This window comes from Scleromatobacter humisilvae (assembly GCF_023231945.1).
GTDB lineage: Bacteria > Pseudomonadota > Gammaproteobacteria > Burkholderiales > Burkholderiaceae_C > Scleromatobacter > Scleromatobacter humisilvae.
Window position 1 is genome coordinate 480,958 of sequence record NZ_JAJLJH010000002.1, and the last position, 16,235, is coordinate 497,192.

The 16,235-nt window shown below is 67.9% G+C and carries 13 protein-coding genes; 8 read left to right on the forward strand and 5 right to left on the reverse strand.

Annotated features, from left to right (window positions below):
• Window positions 1-7 precede the first annotated feature (7 nt).
• The 5 genes from LPC04_RS11555 to LPC04_RS11575 are packed head-to-tail and all read left to right on the forward strand — an operon-like array spanning window position 8 to window position 4,838.
• Window positions 8-844, forward strand: a complete 837-nt coding sequence (locus LPC04_RS11555; protein WP_275682370.1) for a hydrolase 2, exosortase A system-associated — start codon at window positions 8-10, stop codon at window positions 842-844.
• On the forward strand, window positions 841-1,713 hold the full coding sequence (locus LPC04_RS11560; protein ID WP_275682371.1) for a hydrolase 1, exosortase A system-associated: 873 nt from the start codon (window positions 841-843) through the stop codon (window positions 1,711-1,713). Before LPC04_RS11555 ends, LPC04_RS11560 begins: the two co-directional genes overlap by 4 nt.
• A complete protein-coding gene (locus LPC04_RS11565; RefSeq protein WP_275682372.1) occupies window positions 1,710-2,411 on the forward strand; it encodes a tetratricopeptide repeat protein in 702 nt (233 codons plus the stop codon). The genes LPC04_RS11560 and LPC04_RS11565 overlap by 4 nt, the downstream gene beginning before the upstream one ends.
• Window positions 2,408-3,361, forward strand: coding sequence for a glycosyltransferase family 2 protein (locus LPC04_RS11570; protein WP_275682373.1), 954 nt, complete (start codon window positions 2,408-2,410; stop codon window positions 3,359-3,361). The genes LPC04_RS11565 and LPC04_RS11570 overlap by 4 nt, the downstream gene beginning before the upstream one ends.
• Window positions 3,362-3,395: 34 nt before the next feature.
• Window positions 3,396-4,838, forward strand: a complete 1,443-nt coding sequence (locus LPC04_RS11575; RefSeq protein ID WP_275682374.1) for an oligosaccharide flippase family protein — start codon at window positions 3,396-3,398, stop codon at window positions 4,836-4,838.
• 46 nt (window positions 4,839-4,884) lie between these two features.
• On the opposite strand, the gene LPC04_RS11580 is transcribed toward LPC04_RS11575, so the two are convergent.
• The 4 genes from LPC04_RS11580 to LPC04_RS11595 all read right to left on the reverse strand — a co-directional run bounded on the left by LPC04_RS11580 (window position 4,885) and on the right by LPC04_RS11595 (window position 10,290).
• Complete coding sequence (locus LPC04_RS11580) at window positions 4,885-5,820, reverse strand: class I SAM-dependent methyltransferase (protein ID WP_275682375.1); 936 nt, start codon at window positions 5,818-5,820, stop codon at window positions 4,885-4,887.
• Window positions 5,817-6,920 (reverse strand): glycosyltransferase family 4 protein, encoded by a 1,104-nt coding sequence (locus tag LPC04_RS11585; RefSeq protein ID WP_275682376.1) that lies wholly within the window; start codon window positions 6,918-6,920, stop codon window positions 5,817-5,819. Before LPC04_RS11585 ends, LPC04_RS11580 begins: the two co-directional genes overlap by 4 nt.
• Window positions 6,921-7,082: 162 nt before the next feature.
• On the reverse strand, window positions 7,083-8,411 hold the full coding sequence (locus LPC04_RS11590) for a hypothetical protein (protein ID WP_275682377.1): 1,329 nt from the start codon (window positions 8,409-8,411) through the stop codon (window positions 7,083-7,085).
• A gap of 19 nt (window positions 8,412-8,430) precedes the next feature.
• Window positions 8,431-10,290 carry a hypothetical protein gene (locus tag LPC04_RS11595; RefSeq protein WP_275682378.1) on the reverse strand — a complete coding sequence of 620 codons (1,860 nt, stop codon included), beginning with the start codon at window positions 10,288-10,290 and terminating at the stop codon, window positions 8,431-8,433.
• Between the two features lie 64 nt (window positions 10,291-10,354).
• On the opposite strand from LPC04_RS11595, the gene LPC04_RS11600 reads away from it, so the two are divergent.
• Entirely contained in the window at window positions 10,355-10,726 is a 372-nt protein-coding gene (locus LPC04_RS11600) for a hypothetical protein (RefSeq protein WP_275682379.1), read from the forward strand.
• 217 nt (window positions 10,727-10,943) lie between these two features.
• Window positions 10,944-12,623: an asparagine synthetase B family protein gene (locus tag LPC04_RS11605; RefSeq protein WP_275682380.1), complete on the forward strand. Its 1,680-nt coding sequence runs from the start codon at window positions 10,944-10,946 to the stop codon at window positions 12,621-12,623.
• On the opposite strand, the gene LPC04_RS11610 is transcribed toward LPC04_RS11605, so the two are convergent.
• Window positions 12,616-14,634, reverse strand: coding sequence for an acyltransferase family protein (locus LPC04_RS11610; RefSeq protein WP_275682381.1), 2,019 nt, complete (start codon window positions 14,632-14,634; stop codon window positions 12,616-12,618). The two genes, LPC04_RS11605 and LPC04_RS11610, sit on opposite strands and share 8 nt — an antisense overlap.
• Window positions 14,635-15,138: 504 nt before the next feature.
• On the opposite strand from LPC04_RS11610, the gene LPC04_RS11615 reads away from it, so the two are divergent.
• Window positions 15,139-16,215: a GNAT family N-acetyltransferase gene (locus LPC04_RS11615; protein WP_275682382.1), complete on the forward strand. Its 1,077-nt coding sequence runs from the start codon at window positions 15,139-15,141 to the stop codon at window positions 16,213-16,215.
• Window positions 16,216-16,235: the final 20 nt, after the last annotated feature.

Genomic DNA, 16,235 nt, shown 5'->3' on the forward strand with positions numbered 1-16,235 from the left:
GGCCGACATGGGTTCCGCCGCCGCTCCGTTTTTCCTGGATGACGAGGCCGGCGGCCAGCGCATGTGCGTCCTGCATCGTCCGCGCACGGAGTCCGTCGCGGGCGCGATCGTCCACGTCCATCCCTTCGCCGAGGAGATGAACAAGTCGCGCCGCATGGCCGCGCTGCAGGCCCGCGCATTCGCGGACGCGGGCCATGCCGTGCTGCTGTGCGACCTGCACGGCTGCGGCGACAGCTCGGGCGATTTCGGGGACGCGACCTGGGACGACTGGCTGGCCGACGTCGTCCGCGCGGCCGCCTGGATGCGCGCGCGCTTCGACGCCCCGCTGACGCTGTGGGGCCTGCGCGCCGGCTGCCTGGTGGCCGCCGAAGCGGCGACACGTCATGCCCTGCCCTGCGACCTGCTGTTCTGGCAGCCCATGACGGCCGGCAAGATTGCGTTGCAACAGCACCTGCGCCTGCACGTGGCCAAGGAGATGCTGGACGGCCAGGCCGGCGGCGGCACGCAGCGGCTGCGCGAGCGGCTGAGCCGCGGCGAGCCTGTCGAGATCGCGGGCTATTCGCTGAATCCGGCGCTGGCTGCCGGCCTCGAGCAGGCCACGCTCCAGCCGTCGACCACCGGACGCTCCACGTGGCTCGAGGTCTCGACCCGCGACGACGGCGCCCTGCTGCCGGCGAGCACGACGTTGATCGAACGCTGGAAGACGGCCGGCCACCGCGTCGTCGAACGGGTCGTCAAGGGGCCGCCGTTCTGGAGCGCGACCGAGATCGAGGAAGCGCCGGAACTCATCGCCGCGACGACCGACCTGGTGTGTCGCGAGCCCGTCGCCGACTGCATCGCATGAGCGCCGAACGTGCATTGACTTTCGACTGCCAGGGAGACGAGTTGGTCGGCGTCCTGTGCGAGCCCGCGTCGCCGTGCGAGACCGGCGTCGTGGTGGTGGTGGGCGGGCCGCAATATCGCGCGGGCAGCCATCGGCAGTTCGTGCTGCTGGCGCGCGCGCTCGCCCGCCAGGGCTTCGCGGTGTTGCGCTTCGACGTCCGCGGCATGGGCGACAGCGCCGGCGCGCCGCGCAGCTTCGAGGATATCGGCGAGGACATCTCCGCCGCCATCGACACGCTCGTTCGACACGTGCCCGCGGTGCGCCGGGTGGCCCTGTGGGGACTGTGCGACGGCGCCTCCGCCGCGCTGCTCCACGTCGACGCCGCGCGCGATCCGCGCGTGCGCGGGCTCGTGCTGCTCAACCCGTGGGTGCGCTCGCCGGAGAGCCTGGCGCGCGTGCAGTTGAAGCACTACTACTGGCAGCGGCTTGGCCAGCGCGCGTTCTGGACCAAGCTGCTGAGCGGCGGCGTCGGCCAGGCGGCGTGGCGCGACCTGCTCGCGAACCTGAAGGCACGGCGCGCGTCGGCCCCGCGCGCGGCGCAGTTGCCGTACCAGCACCGCATGGCCCGCGGCTGGGCCGCGTTCGACGGCGACATCCTGCTGGTGCTGAGCGGCAACGACTACACGGCCAAGGAGTTCGTCGACACCACGCGCGGCGACCCTGCGTGGACGGGCGCCCTCCAGCACGTTCGCTTGCAGCGGCACGATCTGTCCGAAGCCGATCACACGTTCACAGCGCCGGCCTGGCGCCAGCGCGTCGAGGAGATCACCATCGCCTGGTTGAAGACGATTGCGGCTGCCGCTCCCGGCACGCTCCGGGAGGCCGCGTGAGCGCGGCGCGACTCCTCCTGCTGGCGGGCCTGCTGCAGCTCGCGGGGCATGCCGCCGCACAGCAACAGGCCGAGAACGCCTGCGGGGGCCTTGAGTCCGCCTACGGACCCTATGACTACCGAGTCGAGCGAAACGGACACCTGCGCATCGTCGAACGTTTCCATTTCTCGGCCGCGGTGGAGGCGCTGATCCATGGCGATTCCGGCGACATCGGCGGCGACCTCAACTACGTGCTGATGACGTCGCCGAACCACCATCGCGCGCTGATGGCCACCGTTCGCTTCGGCGAGCGCACGAAGACGCCCCAGCCGCCCGGCATGAAGTACACGATCGACTGCTACTTCGATCGCGCCATCCGGTTCCAGCCGGACGACACGGTGGTGCGCGAGATCTACGCGCAGTACCTGGGCAAGGGCGGCCGCGTGAAGGAAGCCAAGGAGGAGCTCGCGGTGGCCTCGAGCTATGCCAAGGACAACCCGCTCTCCCACTACAACATCGGCCTCGTCTACTTCGACCTGAAGGACTACGATCAAGCGCTGGCGCAGGGTCAGCTGGCCATGCAGGAAGGCTATCCGCGCACCGAGCTGCGCGACATGCTCAAGGGCGTGGGCAAGTGGCGAGATCCGCCTGCGAACGCGGGCGCCGACGCTGCTTCGGCGGCAGCATCGTCCGCGCTCGCCGCGTCGGCCGCGCCATGAAAGGCGATCTCCTCTCCGTCGTGATCCCGTGCTTCAATGCCGAGCGCTACATCGCAGCGGCGATCCGCTCCGTGCAGGATCAGCATTGGAGCGACCTGGAGATCGTCGTCGTCGACGACGGATCGACCGACGGATCGGCGGACCTCGTCGCCACGACCTTCCCCGGTGTCAGGCTGATCCGCCAAGCCAACCAGGGCGTGGCCGCGGCGCGCAATCGCGGCGTGCGCGAGGCCAGGGGAAACTGGATCGCGTTCCTCGATGCCGACGACATCTGGCTGCCCGGCAAGCTGGCCGCCCAGTCCGAGATGGTGTCGAGCGATCCGACGGCTCGCGTGGTCTACGCGGCCTGGCAGGTCTGGGCCGGCGAGACGTCCTGCCCCGGCGCGGCCGAAGTCGAGTCGCTGCTTTCCGGAGCCGATGATCCGGCACGCTGGCAAGGCCCATCCGGATGGATCTATCCGGATCTCCTGCTCGATTGCGCGCTGTGGACGTCCACCGTTGTCGCTCATCGATCCGTCTTCGACGAGGTCGGCATGTTCGATACGGGGCTGCGCATCGGCGAGGACTACGACCTGTGGCTGCGCGTCTCGCGCATCACGCGCATCCTGCGTGTCAACCGGCCCTGCGCGCTCTACCGGGCGCACGCGGCGAGCATCACGCGCGCGGCGCCTGTCGAGAACTATCGCTCCATCGTCGTCTCGCGCGCCGTTGCTCGCTGGGGCTACGGGCACGAACACGCAGGCAGCGTGCCGCGTTCGCGCGTGCAGCGCGTGTTGGCGCGCAGCTGGTGCGACTTCGCGGCCTCGAACCTGGACGCGGGCCGCCTCGATCGCGCTCGTCACGGAGCGCTCATGTCCTTGCGCACCGACCCGACGCTCGCCGTCGCGTGGAAGGTGCTGCTGAAGATCGCGCTCGGCGCGTTGACGCCGCGTCCGGGCCTCGCGCGATGAGTGCGGTCCGCTCGAACGCGACGCTGGAGTCCCCATGACCGTACGCCGGGCGCTCGCCTTCACGTACATCGAGAAATACGGTTCGTTCCTGCTCAGTCTCGGATCGACCGCCGTCATCTCGCGCCTGCTCAAGCCGGCCGACATCGGCGTGTTCGCCATCGGCATGTCCCTGGTCGGCGTCGTCGCGGTGGTCCGCGAGCTGGGCGTCAGCACCTACCTCGTCCAGGAGGCGGAGTTGAGCGAGCGGCGCATTCGCGCGGCGTTCACGCTGGCCGTCATGATGGGTCTCGGACTCTGCCTGCTCCTCCTGGCACTGAGCATCCCGGCCGGCGCCTTCTACAAGGACTCGAACGTCACCACGATCGTCTGCATCCTGGCGCTCAATTTCGCGTTGACCCCGCTCGGCAGCGTGTCGCAGTCGCTGTTGACCCGCGAGCTGCGCTTCAGCACGTTGACCTGGATCCGCCTTGCACAGTCGGCGGTGCTTGCCGGCGCCTCCATCGCGCTCGCGCAGCTCGGATGGGGATCGCTGAGCCTGGCCTGGGGGGCCGTGCTGTCGAGCCTCGCAAATTCGATCCTGTCGCTCTGGATAAGGCCGCATCCGATGCGTCCGACATTCGACGGCGCCGAACTGCGGCGCGTGTTCTCCGTCGGAGGCCCCGCCACCGCGGTCAGCGTCGTCGACGAGATCGTCAGCTCGATGCCCGAACTCGTGCTGGGCCGCACGCAGACGCTCGCGGCGGCGGGGCTGTTCAGCCGCGCGCGCGGCATGTCGCAGATGGCCCATCAGCTTCTGGCGCGCGCCGCCGGCCCCGTTTTTCTGGCCGTCTTCGCCGAACGCCAACGCGAAGGCGTGCCGCTCGCGCCGCTGTACGCGAAGGCGACGGCCTGCGTCCTGGGGCTGGGCTGGGTGGCGTTGGCGATGCTCGTGGTGCTGGCCGAACCCGTGGTCCGGGCGCTGTTCGGCCCCAACTGGCTCGCCGTCGTGTCCCCCATGCGCTGGCTTTCCGCTGCCGCTGCCATGGCGCTCGTGACCTCCGGCGCGTACCACCTGCTGCTCGCCAGCGGCGGCGTGCGCGACGTGCTGCGCGCCAAGGTGGCGACGCTGCCGGCACAGGCGCTCCCCCTGGTCATCGGTGCCTTCCTCGGCGTGACCTGGATGGCGATTGCCATGGTGCTGAGCAGCATCGTCGCGAGCCTGCTGCTGGGACTTGCGGTGCGCGCGCGCTCGGGCATCAGCCTGCGCGACCAGCTCAAGCCGGCGATCGTGAGCATTCCGATCGCACTGGCCGGCGCGGTGGGTGCCTCGCTCGGATTGATGGTCGCGGCGCCCTATTCGGCGCTCGGCGCGTTCGAGGAATTGTTGATCGGCGGCTCGGCGGGCGTGGTGTTTGCCGCCGGCTCGCTGATGGCGGGCAAGCATCCGTTGCGTGGCGAAGTCGCGATGTTGCTCATGCGCTTCCGCCACGCCGGCTAGCGCTGGCGCCGGCGTTTCGGGTCGCCCGCTCTCCTCGACAGGGTGGCTACGCCTTCTTGAGCACGAGCACCTGGTCGTCGCCCTGCCCCAGCCAGGGGCCGATCCACGCCATCGGCATGAACAGCGCGCAGTAGGCCGCCCACTTGACCGATCGGAACCACCCGCGCGGCGTGCCGAAAGAGTAGCCGATCGGAATACGCTGGTGGACCACATCCACGACACGAAAGCCCGCGCGCTCGGCCAGGCGCGACAACGTCGCCACCGAGAACTGGAACAGGTGGCCCGGCGGCTCGGCGTGACCCCAGAAGCCCAGGCGACCCGCAAGCCGCAACGACACGCGTGGGTACAGGCCGTCGGCGTTGGGCGTCTTCAGCACCAGTTGGCCATCGTCGGCGAGGATGCGATGCACCTGCACCAGCGTGGCATGCGGATCGGGGACATGCTCGATGACGTCCCACAGGGTGACGACATCGAAGGAACCGGCTTGATAAGTATCGCCCCGGAGCTCGCCGGTCCGGACTTCGAGCTGATGTTGCTCCCGTGCGATGCGCGATGAATCCGCCGAATATTCGAGACCCTGCCCGACCCAGCCTGTTGCTCGGGCTGCGCGCAGGAACAGACCGGTGGAGCAACCGATGTCCAGCAGCCGGCCGCTGCTCGAGAAGCGGCGCAGCACGCGCAGGTTCAACGCGGCCTCGCGCTCGTGGAACGCGACAGAAGCGGCGTCATCGACCAGCGAGGCGTGGTAGCCGGTATCGAAGGAATACAGCTTGGCGCGCTGCTCGTCGTCGGGCGGGTTGGCCACGCTGATCAAGCCGCAACGCGTGCACCGCACCAGGTCGTAGCCGTCCTTGCTCAGGAGCGCGGCGAAGCCAGGGTTCGCGCAAGCGTTGCAGGCGCTGTTGGCGCCGGTCGTGGCGACGGGATCTGCCTTGGCCGGCATTGCGAGCGTCTCGGCCTCGATCAGCGGCGCGGTGCTCATGCGCTCGCGCCCTCGCACGCGCCGATGGCCACGCCAGCCTGCTCACGGTCCTTCGCCGGCGCAGGCGAGTTGTCGAGGACGCGTCGGTAGATCTCCTCGAGCCTGGCGGCCACGACTCCCCAGCTCATCTGCGACACCACGCTGCGCGCACGGCCCGGGGCCGGCGGATTCGCCAGCAGGCGCAACACGGCGCGCCGAATGGCTTCGTGATCGGTGGAGGCCACCTGCGCCGTGACGTCGCTCGGCAACTCGAAGTCCATCGTATGGGTGTCGGTCAGCACGGCGGCACGGTCGGACGCCAGCGCCTCGAGGATCGAATTGGGCATGCCCTCGTAGCGGCTGGGAATCGCCACCAGCGTGCAGGCCGCGTACGCCGACGCGATGAGTTCGCCGTGCGGCAATTCACCGAGGTAGTGGACGCGCGAACCGCCTTCGCCCAGGCAGGCCTGCAGGTAGGCGCTCTCGGAATTCACCTGGCCGATCATGACGATATCGATGTCCTGGCCCTTCAGCGCGCGGACGAGGCCCAGTTGATTCTTGACCTCGCAGATCTGCCCCGTGTGCAGCACGAATGGTCGCCGCAGCTTCGGCCAGCGCTCATGGAAGGCCTGCGGAGTCGCACGAAAGAATTCGTCCCCGATGCCGTTGTGCACGATGCTGATCTTGGACGACGGCATCAGATAGGCGTCGACCAGCACCTGCCGCTCGCTGCTCCCGAGGACCACGAGGTGGTCGGCGAGTGTCAGCGCGGTCAGGATCTGCTGGTAGTTGGTCGTCATCTCCCAACCCGACAACCGCCCCACGAGGCGCGTCAGGAATCGAGCTCGCCAACCCTGCCAACGGCTGAAGCGTCCGCTGATGATGGTCGACATCACGACCGGCACGCCGTCCCCCTTGGCCTGCTCGACGACCCGATGGTTGCCGTTGTAGGGGGCAAAGACATGCACCAGGTCGAAATCGCGCAGGCGCTCCTTGAGCGGATCGACGAGGCGCGCGTCGATGCCTCGCTGCACCAGGGCGTCCACTGTCCGCCCGACCTTCATCTTCAAGCCGCCCGCTGTCTGGAACAGCATCGGATAGGACAATACCGCGACGCGCATGGCTCGATCTCGAAAGGGTGGACACCATTGGTTCTTCGCGGTCGAGGCCAGCGATCGTGCCCGCCGATGTTCAGCCCTGCCGCGTTTGCGCCAATTCTGCCAGAGGAAGCGACGCGGCCCTCCCTTGCTCACCCCCCCAAAAAGGGCGTGTCGCGGCCTCGCTCAAGCCGTGCGCAAGAAATACAGGTTGCTCGTTCCGGTGCTCATGAGAACGAAGCCGCGCAACGCCGCCACGTACTTGAAGCGGTTGAAGACGCCGGCACCGACCGCCGCATCGGGCACGACGGAGCCCGCGCCCAGCGTCAGGATGCTCATGTCCCAGACGCTCGAGGCGTTGGGCTTGACGACATAGACGCGCGACGTGGCGCCCGCCGCCCCCTGGTAGAACAGGTACTGGTCGTTGACCGGGTCGTATTCCATCGCGCTGTAGGCCGGCGCGTCGCTCTTGAATTGCGTGAGGGCGGCGCTCGCGTTGAACGTGATGTTCGTCTTGGTGCTGCCGACGATCCGGATCGCGCTGAGCGTCGTCGAGAGCCCCCCGAGCGTGTTGCCCTGGCCGTCGCCCCATGCGAGCGCGAACAGATGCCCGCGCGTCGAGTCGTAGCAGACCGGGTTCACGTTGATCGCTTCACTGAAGGTCGCGACCGTCGACCACGTGTCGGTGGCGGCCGTCCACTTGTTGAGCGAGAAGTAGTTGACGCCCATCGCGTAGCAGTTGCCGCTCGAGTCGGCACAACCGACGCTGTAGCCGTCCGACCAGGTGCCCTTGGCGTCCCAGGTGTTGGTGTCGAGGTTGAACCCGTTGGAAGCCCGGAACGACACCCCCGTGCCGTAGACGAAGCGGCTGTAGTGGAGCATGAGCCGTTTGCGCTGCTCATTCCACGTCGTCGACCAATAGGTGTGGCGCGACGACGGCTTTCCGTCCGCGTAGTAGGCCACGTTGGAGGCGGTCGTCGTCGACGCGGCGCTTCGCAGCACCCAGGCCGGCGCGTCCTGCGACAGGTCGATCGAGGTCACCTCGTTGCCGGCGTAGTCGCCATGTCCGCCATTGGCTGCCAGGATGATTTCGCAGTCGCGCAGCCCGACGCCCGAATACGACAGGCGCCGGTTCGACGAGGAATAGAAATCCAGCGGATCGTCGCCTGGCGCGGCAGCCGATCCGGCGTGCACCGTCCCCGGAATGGCGATCCAGGTATTGAGCGGCGCGGACTGGATCCACGCGGGATTGACCGTGCGCGGCGCGCTCGGTGCAGGTGCAGGTGCCGGCGGCGGCGGCGAAGGCGGCGGCGCGGACGGCGCTGGGGCCGGCGGCGCGGGTGCGGGCGCGGGCGCGGGCGGCGGCGCGCTGGTGACGGGGGTCGTCGGGCCGCCTCCGGACCCGGACGGGGCCTCCTTGCCGTCGGCGGACTGACCACCGCCGCAGCCCACCAGGGAAAGGGTGCCGTAGGTGAACGTTACATGCCGCAGGAACTGTCTTCTCGAATTTTGCATGGGAGTGATGGTCGTGAAGTCAGTTTAGCGGGCGAACGCCCCACACGGGGCTGTAGTCGTTGAGCGAATCGAGCATGTCGGACCAACCGGTCGCGCCGGTCAGTCGCGCATAGGCCAGGTCGGCGTCCTTCGCGTTGTGGCGCACAGCGTAGGCGATCGCGGGCAGCAGGTTCGCGAAATAGCCGCCGGCCGGAGGCGTCGAGATCTCGTGCAACGTCGTCGTCGACTCCGTGAAGATGGCCGGTGCGACGTAGTACGACATCACCTTCTTCGTGATCTCGTAGGCCTCGTTCCAGTTCGCGAGCCAGGGCCCCGTGCCACCGGCCCAATCGGGCGTATGCGAGGCCGCCGCGCACACGAAATAGGCGCCGGCCTCGGTGAAGAGATAGTCGGTGCCGGTGTTGGTCGCACCGAGCCGGCCGACGACGCTCTTGGCCACGAACGTGAACACGCCCGCGAGCTGCGTCTGTGCGGTCGAAGTGATCGGCAGGCCGGCGGCCAATGCCCAGCCGATGGTCGCGGTGAAGAAGTCGTGTTGCCAGGTCGGCGCCATGAAGCCCGTGGCCGCCGCGGCTTGCGCACCGCTCAGGTTGCCCGTGTAGTCGGGGTCGCTCTGGATGAAGCCGAGCGGGTTGTTGGGCTGCGCAACGTACTGGTTGTAGTACTTGGTGATGGTGTTGGTGAACGCCGTCGCGTACTCGGCGTGCATCGCCGTGTCGGCATTCGGCGTGATCGCGCACGCGGTCATCAGCGTGCGCGTGTTCCAGGCGGCCTGGCGCACCTGATTGACGCCCTCCACCGGCACCGTGTACCCCAGCACGCCGCCACGCACGACGTCGTTGAGGCCCACGTAGTTCGCCGTGGCGGCGAACTGCACCTCGTCGATGAAGTAGTAGCGACCCGTGAGCAGGTAGGCCATGAAGCCGACGCTCGGATGGTGCGCCTGGTCCCAGTCCGGCGGCACGGTGCCGCTGGCGACCGCCGTGTAGTCGTTCGTCGACGACGAGTTGCTCGACAAGTTCGGATGATCCGAGAACTTCAGCGGCCGGTTCGTGGCCTCGTCGCGATAGTGGATCGGGTAGCGCCCGGCGCTGTAGCCGTTGCGGATGACGGAGGCGTAGATGCTGGGCGCGTTCGAGGTCAGGTAGAGCACGTCGTGCTGCGGCAGCAGGCCGATCGGGTTGGCGAAACCCGTGGACTCCATCGCATCCTGGCTGTAGGCGAACGAGCCTTGCTGCAGCGGCGTGAACGTCGCGGGCAGGCTGGTGACCATGCTGGACGACGGATCGACGGTGGCCATGTACGGCGGCACGACCTCGGTGCCCTGCAGATAGTCCGTGTCGTGGCGCACGACGACGCCGGGATCCGTGTCGAGCCAGTACGAAAGCGCCTGGCCCGCCACCAGCGGCGTGCGGCAGCGCGCCGGCAGGTCGATGGCTTGCGACGAACGCTGCGTGCCGCCCAACGTGAACACGTAGGTGGCGGCCTTGTTCGTGGGATGGGCGACCTTGATGTAGCCGTTCTCGATCCAGGGCAGCACTTCGACGGCACCGCTCGCGAACAGGCGCACCTCGAGCCATGCGACCAGGTGCGCATCGGCGCCCACCGGCTTGCGATAGATCCAGGACGACATCTGCGGGCCACTGACGTGCGCCGCGAAGCTCGAATCCCAATCGGTGCCGGACCACGAGACCGTGCCGAACGACCCGCAGGCGATGCTCGCGGTGATGCCCGTCGCCTTCAGGTTCGCGGTCGTCAGCGCCGTGCCCGTCGTGGACGTGCCCTTGGACAACGTGATGGTCGTGGCGCTCCCGGCCGTCAGGGCGGCCGTGCCCGAAAGGACGGCGAACTTCAGCGAGCCGTCGGGCCACGTGGTCATGGGCGTGGCCTGGAGATGGTCGACGCTGCCCACCACGCCTTGCCCCGAGGGGACGTCACCCTGCTTGAATGCAAAACCGAGGCAGAAAGGAGCGGCGCTCGCCGTCGTCGCGCTGCTCAGCGAGAACGCCATCGAGCCCGTCGGCGCGGGCGCAGGCGGCGGCGGCGGCGGTGGAGGCGGCGTAGGAGTCGGCGCGGGAGCCGGCGGAGTCTGTGCGGGACCGGGCGACGGCGCCGGCGGGGTGCCCGGACCGTCGCTGGAGGCGTCGGAGCTGCTGCCGCAAGCGCTCAGCGAAAGTCCGCTGAGTGCGAACCCGAAGCGCAGGAACTGGCGGCGCTTGATCTCTTCCATTGTGCAAATACCTGTGGTGGAATGTTCCGTGGAGGGCTGGAACGTGAACAAAGTCTCGCACGGTTCGTCGAATGTGCTCGCCTGAAAAGCGTGCAGAAATGTTCGCTTTCCCGAGGCGAGACACTTGGTCACATAACAGGCTTCTTGCAACATCGAGGCACGGCGAGCAGCTCACGCGCTAATTCGTCTGTCGGCGTCCCGTGGAATGCAAAGCCAGGGTCGATCGGATATCGCCTCGGAAACTTCAACCAGCTGCAAATGAATTCCATGCGACAGATTGCCGCGCGAGTCTTCTCATCCCGATGAACGAGCCACAGGAATCCATTGCGGTCGGCAATCCCGTATTTCGCGATACCAGGCTCGCGCAACAGGCGCGTGACAGCGGCCCGATTGCCGCCTGGCGCGCGGCATTGTCGCAAGGCCCTGCGAAGGCCGCCGTGGCCGTGGACGGTGAATTTGCCGTGGCCTTGCGCGAGCCCTCGGGACGCACTTTCCTCGCCGTGGATCGATTCGCGATCCGCACGCTTTGTTATCGAATCGTCGGCAACGAGTTGCGATTCGCGCTGCGTGCCGATGCGCTGGTCGGCGCCGACGAATCGGCAGTACTCGATCCGCAGGCGATTTTCGACTACGTCTATTTTCACGTCATCCCATCGCCGCGAACCATATTCAAGGGGGTGCAGCGTGTGCCGGCGGGTCATTACGTGTTGTTCGAAAATGGGCAACTCACGGTGGCGCCATATTGGTCGCCAACCTTCGACGACACGTCGCCGATGTCGCTGGCCGCCGAAAAGGAACGATTCCGGAAACTGCTGCTGGATTCCGTCGCGGCACAACTCGATGGCAGCAAGGGGGCGTGCTTCCTGAGCGGCGGCACCGACAGTTCCACCGTCGCAGGAATGATCGGCCTGGCCAGCGGAAAGCCCGCGGCGACCTATTCCATCGGTTTCCAGGCCGAAGGCTACGACGAGATGGCCTTCGCGCGAATCACGGCGCAACACTTCAAGACGGAACATCACGAGTATTACGTCACGCCGGACGATCTGGTGTCCGGCATTCCGGCCGTCGCGGCGCATTACGACCAGCCGTTCGGAAACTCCTCGGCCCTGCCGGCGTACTACTGCGCGCGCATGGCGCATGACGACGGCGTGAGCCGCCTGCTGGCAGGCGACGGCGGCGACGAGTTGTTCGGCGGCAATACCCGTTACGCCAAGCAACGGGTCTTCGGCGCCTACCAGCGGATTCCCGAGCCGATGCGCCGCGCCGTGCTCGAACCGATCTTCCGCACGCGAGCGATGGCCCGCGCGCCCCTGCTTCGCAAGGGCGCGAGCTACATCGAGCAGGCGCGCGTGCCGATGCCGGACCGGCTGCAGACCTACAACCTGCTGAACCTGCTCGGAATCGACAACGTCTTCACGGCCGGCTTCCTGGAAAGCGTGGATATCGCCTCGCCCGCCAGGCAGCAGCGCGAGGTCTGGGCCCAGGCCAAGACCGGCGACCTGGTCAACCGGATGCTGGCGTTCGACTGGCGCTACACGCTGGCCGAGACCGACCTGCCCAAGGTTTGCGGAACCGCGCAGCTCGCGAACGTGTCGGTGGGGTTCCCGATGCTCGACGCTCGCCTCCTGGACTACGCGCTGCGCATGCCGCCCGACTGCAAGCTGAAGGGGTTGCGGCTGCGCTGGTTCTTCAAGGAAGCGCTGCGGGGCTTCCTGCCCGACGAGACGATCACCAAGAAGAAGCAGGGCTTCGGCCTGCCGTTCGGCGTCTGGGCGACGCGCCATGACGGCCTGAGGCGTCTTGCCTCCGATTCCCTGGGCAGCCTGGCGACGCGCGGCATCATCCGCCCGGAGTTCCTGAAGGAACTGCTCGAAGAACGGCTGCCGTCGCATCCGGGCTACTACGGCGAGATGATCTGGATCCTGATGATGCTGGAGCAGTGGATCCAGTCGCATCAGCCGCGGCTGGGCCGCGTCACCTGATCGGCTGCGAGACGGCGGCCGCCGAATCGAGCGGCCAGCCTTGCAGCGCCTCGGCGATCCGTCCGCTCTGACCCTTCGTCCAGCTCGCGGCGATGTGATTGCCATCGCTGAACAAGGGGTGGCCCGCCCGCCAGACCGTGCACTGCTTGTCGGGACAGACCTGCGTCGTGAAATCGAGCAGGCGCGCATCGGGGCTCGCGGTCACGGCGCTGCGCTCGGCCTCGAAGATCGCGGCCGAGCGCGCCAGGACCTTGTCGCGATCGAAGGCGCAGATCTCGGAAAAATCGGCGTACCCCTGCCACTGCGCTCGCGCGAGGCAGCGTGGGACGTTGTAGCCCGGCGAAGGCGCGTCGCGGATCCAGAGCTGACGCGCGCCCGCGCGCGCAAGCCGGTCGGCCGTGCTCGCGGCGCCGGCCTTCCATTGCGCGGCATCGACCTGTTGGTAGGCGTTGCTGAGGACGACCAGCGCGGGACGCTCGGCCTCGATTCGCTTGAGCATCCGCTCACGCCATTCGTCGCATTCCAGATAGGTGCGACGCAGCACGTCGCTGTAGACCGTGACCCGCGCCGCAGGACAGGAAGACTTGGTCAGCGAGATCAGCTGCCAGCCGCGCTCGGTGGCCAGCTGTTGCAGCGCGGGGAACCACTGTGCGGCGTGCGAGTCGCCGAACAGGACGACCTTCATGCCAGCGTCCTTGCTGCCGAATGCGCAGCGCGGCAAGTCGCTGACCGCGAACGTGGCGTGGCAGCCGGCCGCATAGACGATCGGGATGTCGTCGACGCCGTCCGCGAACGCGCGCTGCTGCGCATCCATGCTGCGCGAGCCGATCCAGGCCGTCGCGGCGGTACACGCACCGGCCAGCAGTGCCGATCCCGCGAGGGCCGCCACGAGCGCCTGCCTGTTGCGGCGCAGCCAGGCGGGCGGCGAGAAGCGGATCGGCCCCTCGACCCATCGGTAGGACACCGCCGCCGCGACCAGCGACAGCACGACCGCGGCCACGGTCACCGCCGGGCCCGACTGCGGCACCAGCACGTGAGCGGCGACCAGGAAAGGCCAGTGCCAGAGGTACCACGAATAGGACAGGTCGCCGACGACGCGAAGCGGCGGGATCGCCAGCAGCACGCCCGCGCCACGCTTAGTTGCATACAGGCCCAGCAGCACGCTCGCGGTGCCCACCGTCGGCGCCAGCGCCCACAGGCCCGGATAGAGTCGCGACGTGTCCAGCAACGCGGTGCTTGCCGCAATCAGTCCGAGTCCGATCCAGCTGATCCAGCGCGGCCACGCGTCGTTGCTGAAGCGGACACCGCGGACAAGCGCGACCTGCACGAGAGCGCCAAGGCCGAATTGCCACGCCCGGAAGGGCATCAGGAAGAAGGCCCAGGGCTGCGAATGCCAGGTCATGGCAACGCAGGCGCATAGCGATACCGCGCTGAGGCCACCGATCACGATGAACAGCCCACGCACGCCGCCCAGGCGAGTGCCGAGCAGCACGATGAACGGCCAGACCAGGTAGAACTGCTCCTCCACCGCAAGCGACCACATGTGCAGGAGCGGATTCGATCCCTGGTCGCCCCCGAGGTAGTCGACGCTGCGTCCGGCCAGCCAATGGTTGCCGACATAGAGGCTGGCCGCGCGCGCGCTCGACACGATCTCCCGCTGCTCCATCGGCGGATAGATCCACATCGCGACGACGGCGGCAATCGCGGTGACGAGCAGCGCCGCAGGCAGCAGACGCCGGGCACGCCGCGCGAAGAAGCGGGTGAAATCGATGTGTCCGGTTGCCAGGGACTCTCGAACCAGCAAGCCGGTGATCAGGAAACCGGAGATGACGAAGAACACGTCGACGCCGACGAAACCGCCGGGCAGGCCCGGCACGCCCGCGTGATACAGCACCACGAGCAGCACCGCGATGCCGCGCAGCCCCTGCACGTCGTCGCGGCCGGCGCTGTGAGCCAGGCTGCCTTCGATCGACGGGAAACGCTCCAGGCTCGGCTCGAGGCGCGTGCTCATGACAGCAAGGCCTGTCGTCGCGAGTTCATCAATTCCACTGGCATCCTGCCTCCCTCCGGCGTCGATCTTCGGTCAAGCCGATCCGTCGCATCGATCACGGCCACGGCTCGCGTCATCGACGGATCAGCGTGGCGGGACAACGGCGCACGGACCCCCTACTTCATCGTAGCGAAGATGCGGTGCGAACGACATCCCCAAAACCGCGAAGGCCGGCGGGGAACGCGATGCCTGCAGCCGGGCGCCCTGCCGTGCGCGGCAGCGCGGGCATCATTCGTCGAAAACGCGCAAACATGGATGCGCAGTCCCCAGCGCCGATGCTAGGTCGATCAAGGCAACTCGGCTACATTGCTGGCTCGACCAAAGCCATCGCCTCGCGCGCCACGCCATCTTGTCAATGATCTCGTCCACTCGTCCGGCCGCCGCCCCGTGCATGCGCAGCGTGTCGGGCATGTTGTCCAGGGCGTCGTCGAACCGCTCCGACCGCGAGCCGCTGCGATGCGCGTGATGAGCAAGCAAGAGGCGCTGGCATTCGTCGGCGCGAACGCGGCACTCCTGGACTCGAAGACCAACCCGCCGAACCCTTTCGCCAGCAGCGAGTGGGTTCATCATTTCATCGATCAGGTCGCCGACGAGGACTGGCGCATCGTCGCGCTGGAGGGCATGGCGGACAGCGGCAATCTGATGCTGGCCTGGCATCATGTCGCGACGCCGTGGCGCTTCACGTCGCTCACCAACTACTACGCCTCGCTGTATTCGCCGTTGGCCAGCCTCGCCGGCTCGAGCGAGGAGCGGGCCGCCGCCATGCGTTCGGTCGTGCAGCAGTTGCGCTCGGTGCGGCCGCGCGTCGCGACCCTCCAGCTGGCGCCGCTCGATGGGCAGTCGCCGGACACCGTGGCCTTGCTGCACGAATTGCGCCATCAGGGCTGGCACGCCAGGCAGTACTTCGCTTTCGGAAACTGGACGCTGCCTTGCGAAGGCCTCGCGTTCGACGCCTACATCGCCGCGCGCGATTCCCAGGTGCGCAACACGCTTGCGCGCAAGTCCAAGAAGCTGCTCGCCGCAGGAAGTCTCGAGATCCTGACCGAGGAGGCGGACGTCGACCGCGGCATGGACGCCTGGGACGCCATCTACAGCCGCAGCTGGAAGCAGCGCGAGCCCTATCCCGACTTCGTGCGGGGCTGGGCACGCCGGTGCGCGCGGCGCGGATGGTTGCGCCTGGGCATCGCAAGCCTCGAGGGAAAGCCGATCGCGGCGCAGTTCTGGTTCACGATCGACCGGCGCGCCTACATCTTCAAGCTGGCCTACGACGAGGAGTATTCCAAGTGGTCGGCCGGGACGGTCCTGACCGCGCACATGTTTCGCCACGCGCTCGAGGCCGACCGCGTCGTCGAGATCGACTACCTCACCGGAGACGATCCGTACAAGAGCGCCTGGATGTCGGATCGGCGCGAACGCATCGGCGTGCTCGCCTGCAATCCGAGGTCGCCGCGCGGGGCCTGGGCCGCGGCCCGCGAAATGGCGGGAAGCCTGAGCGCGCCCCTGCGGCAACGCCTGCGAGAGGTCGCGCGGCCGCAGGCGTGAGTCGCGGCCGCGGCTCCTGC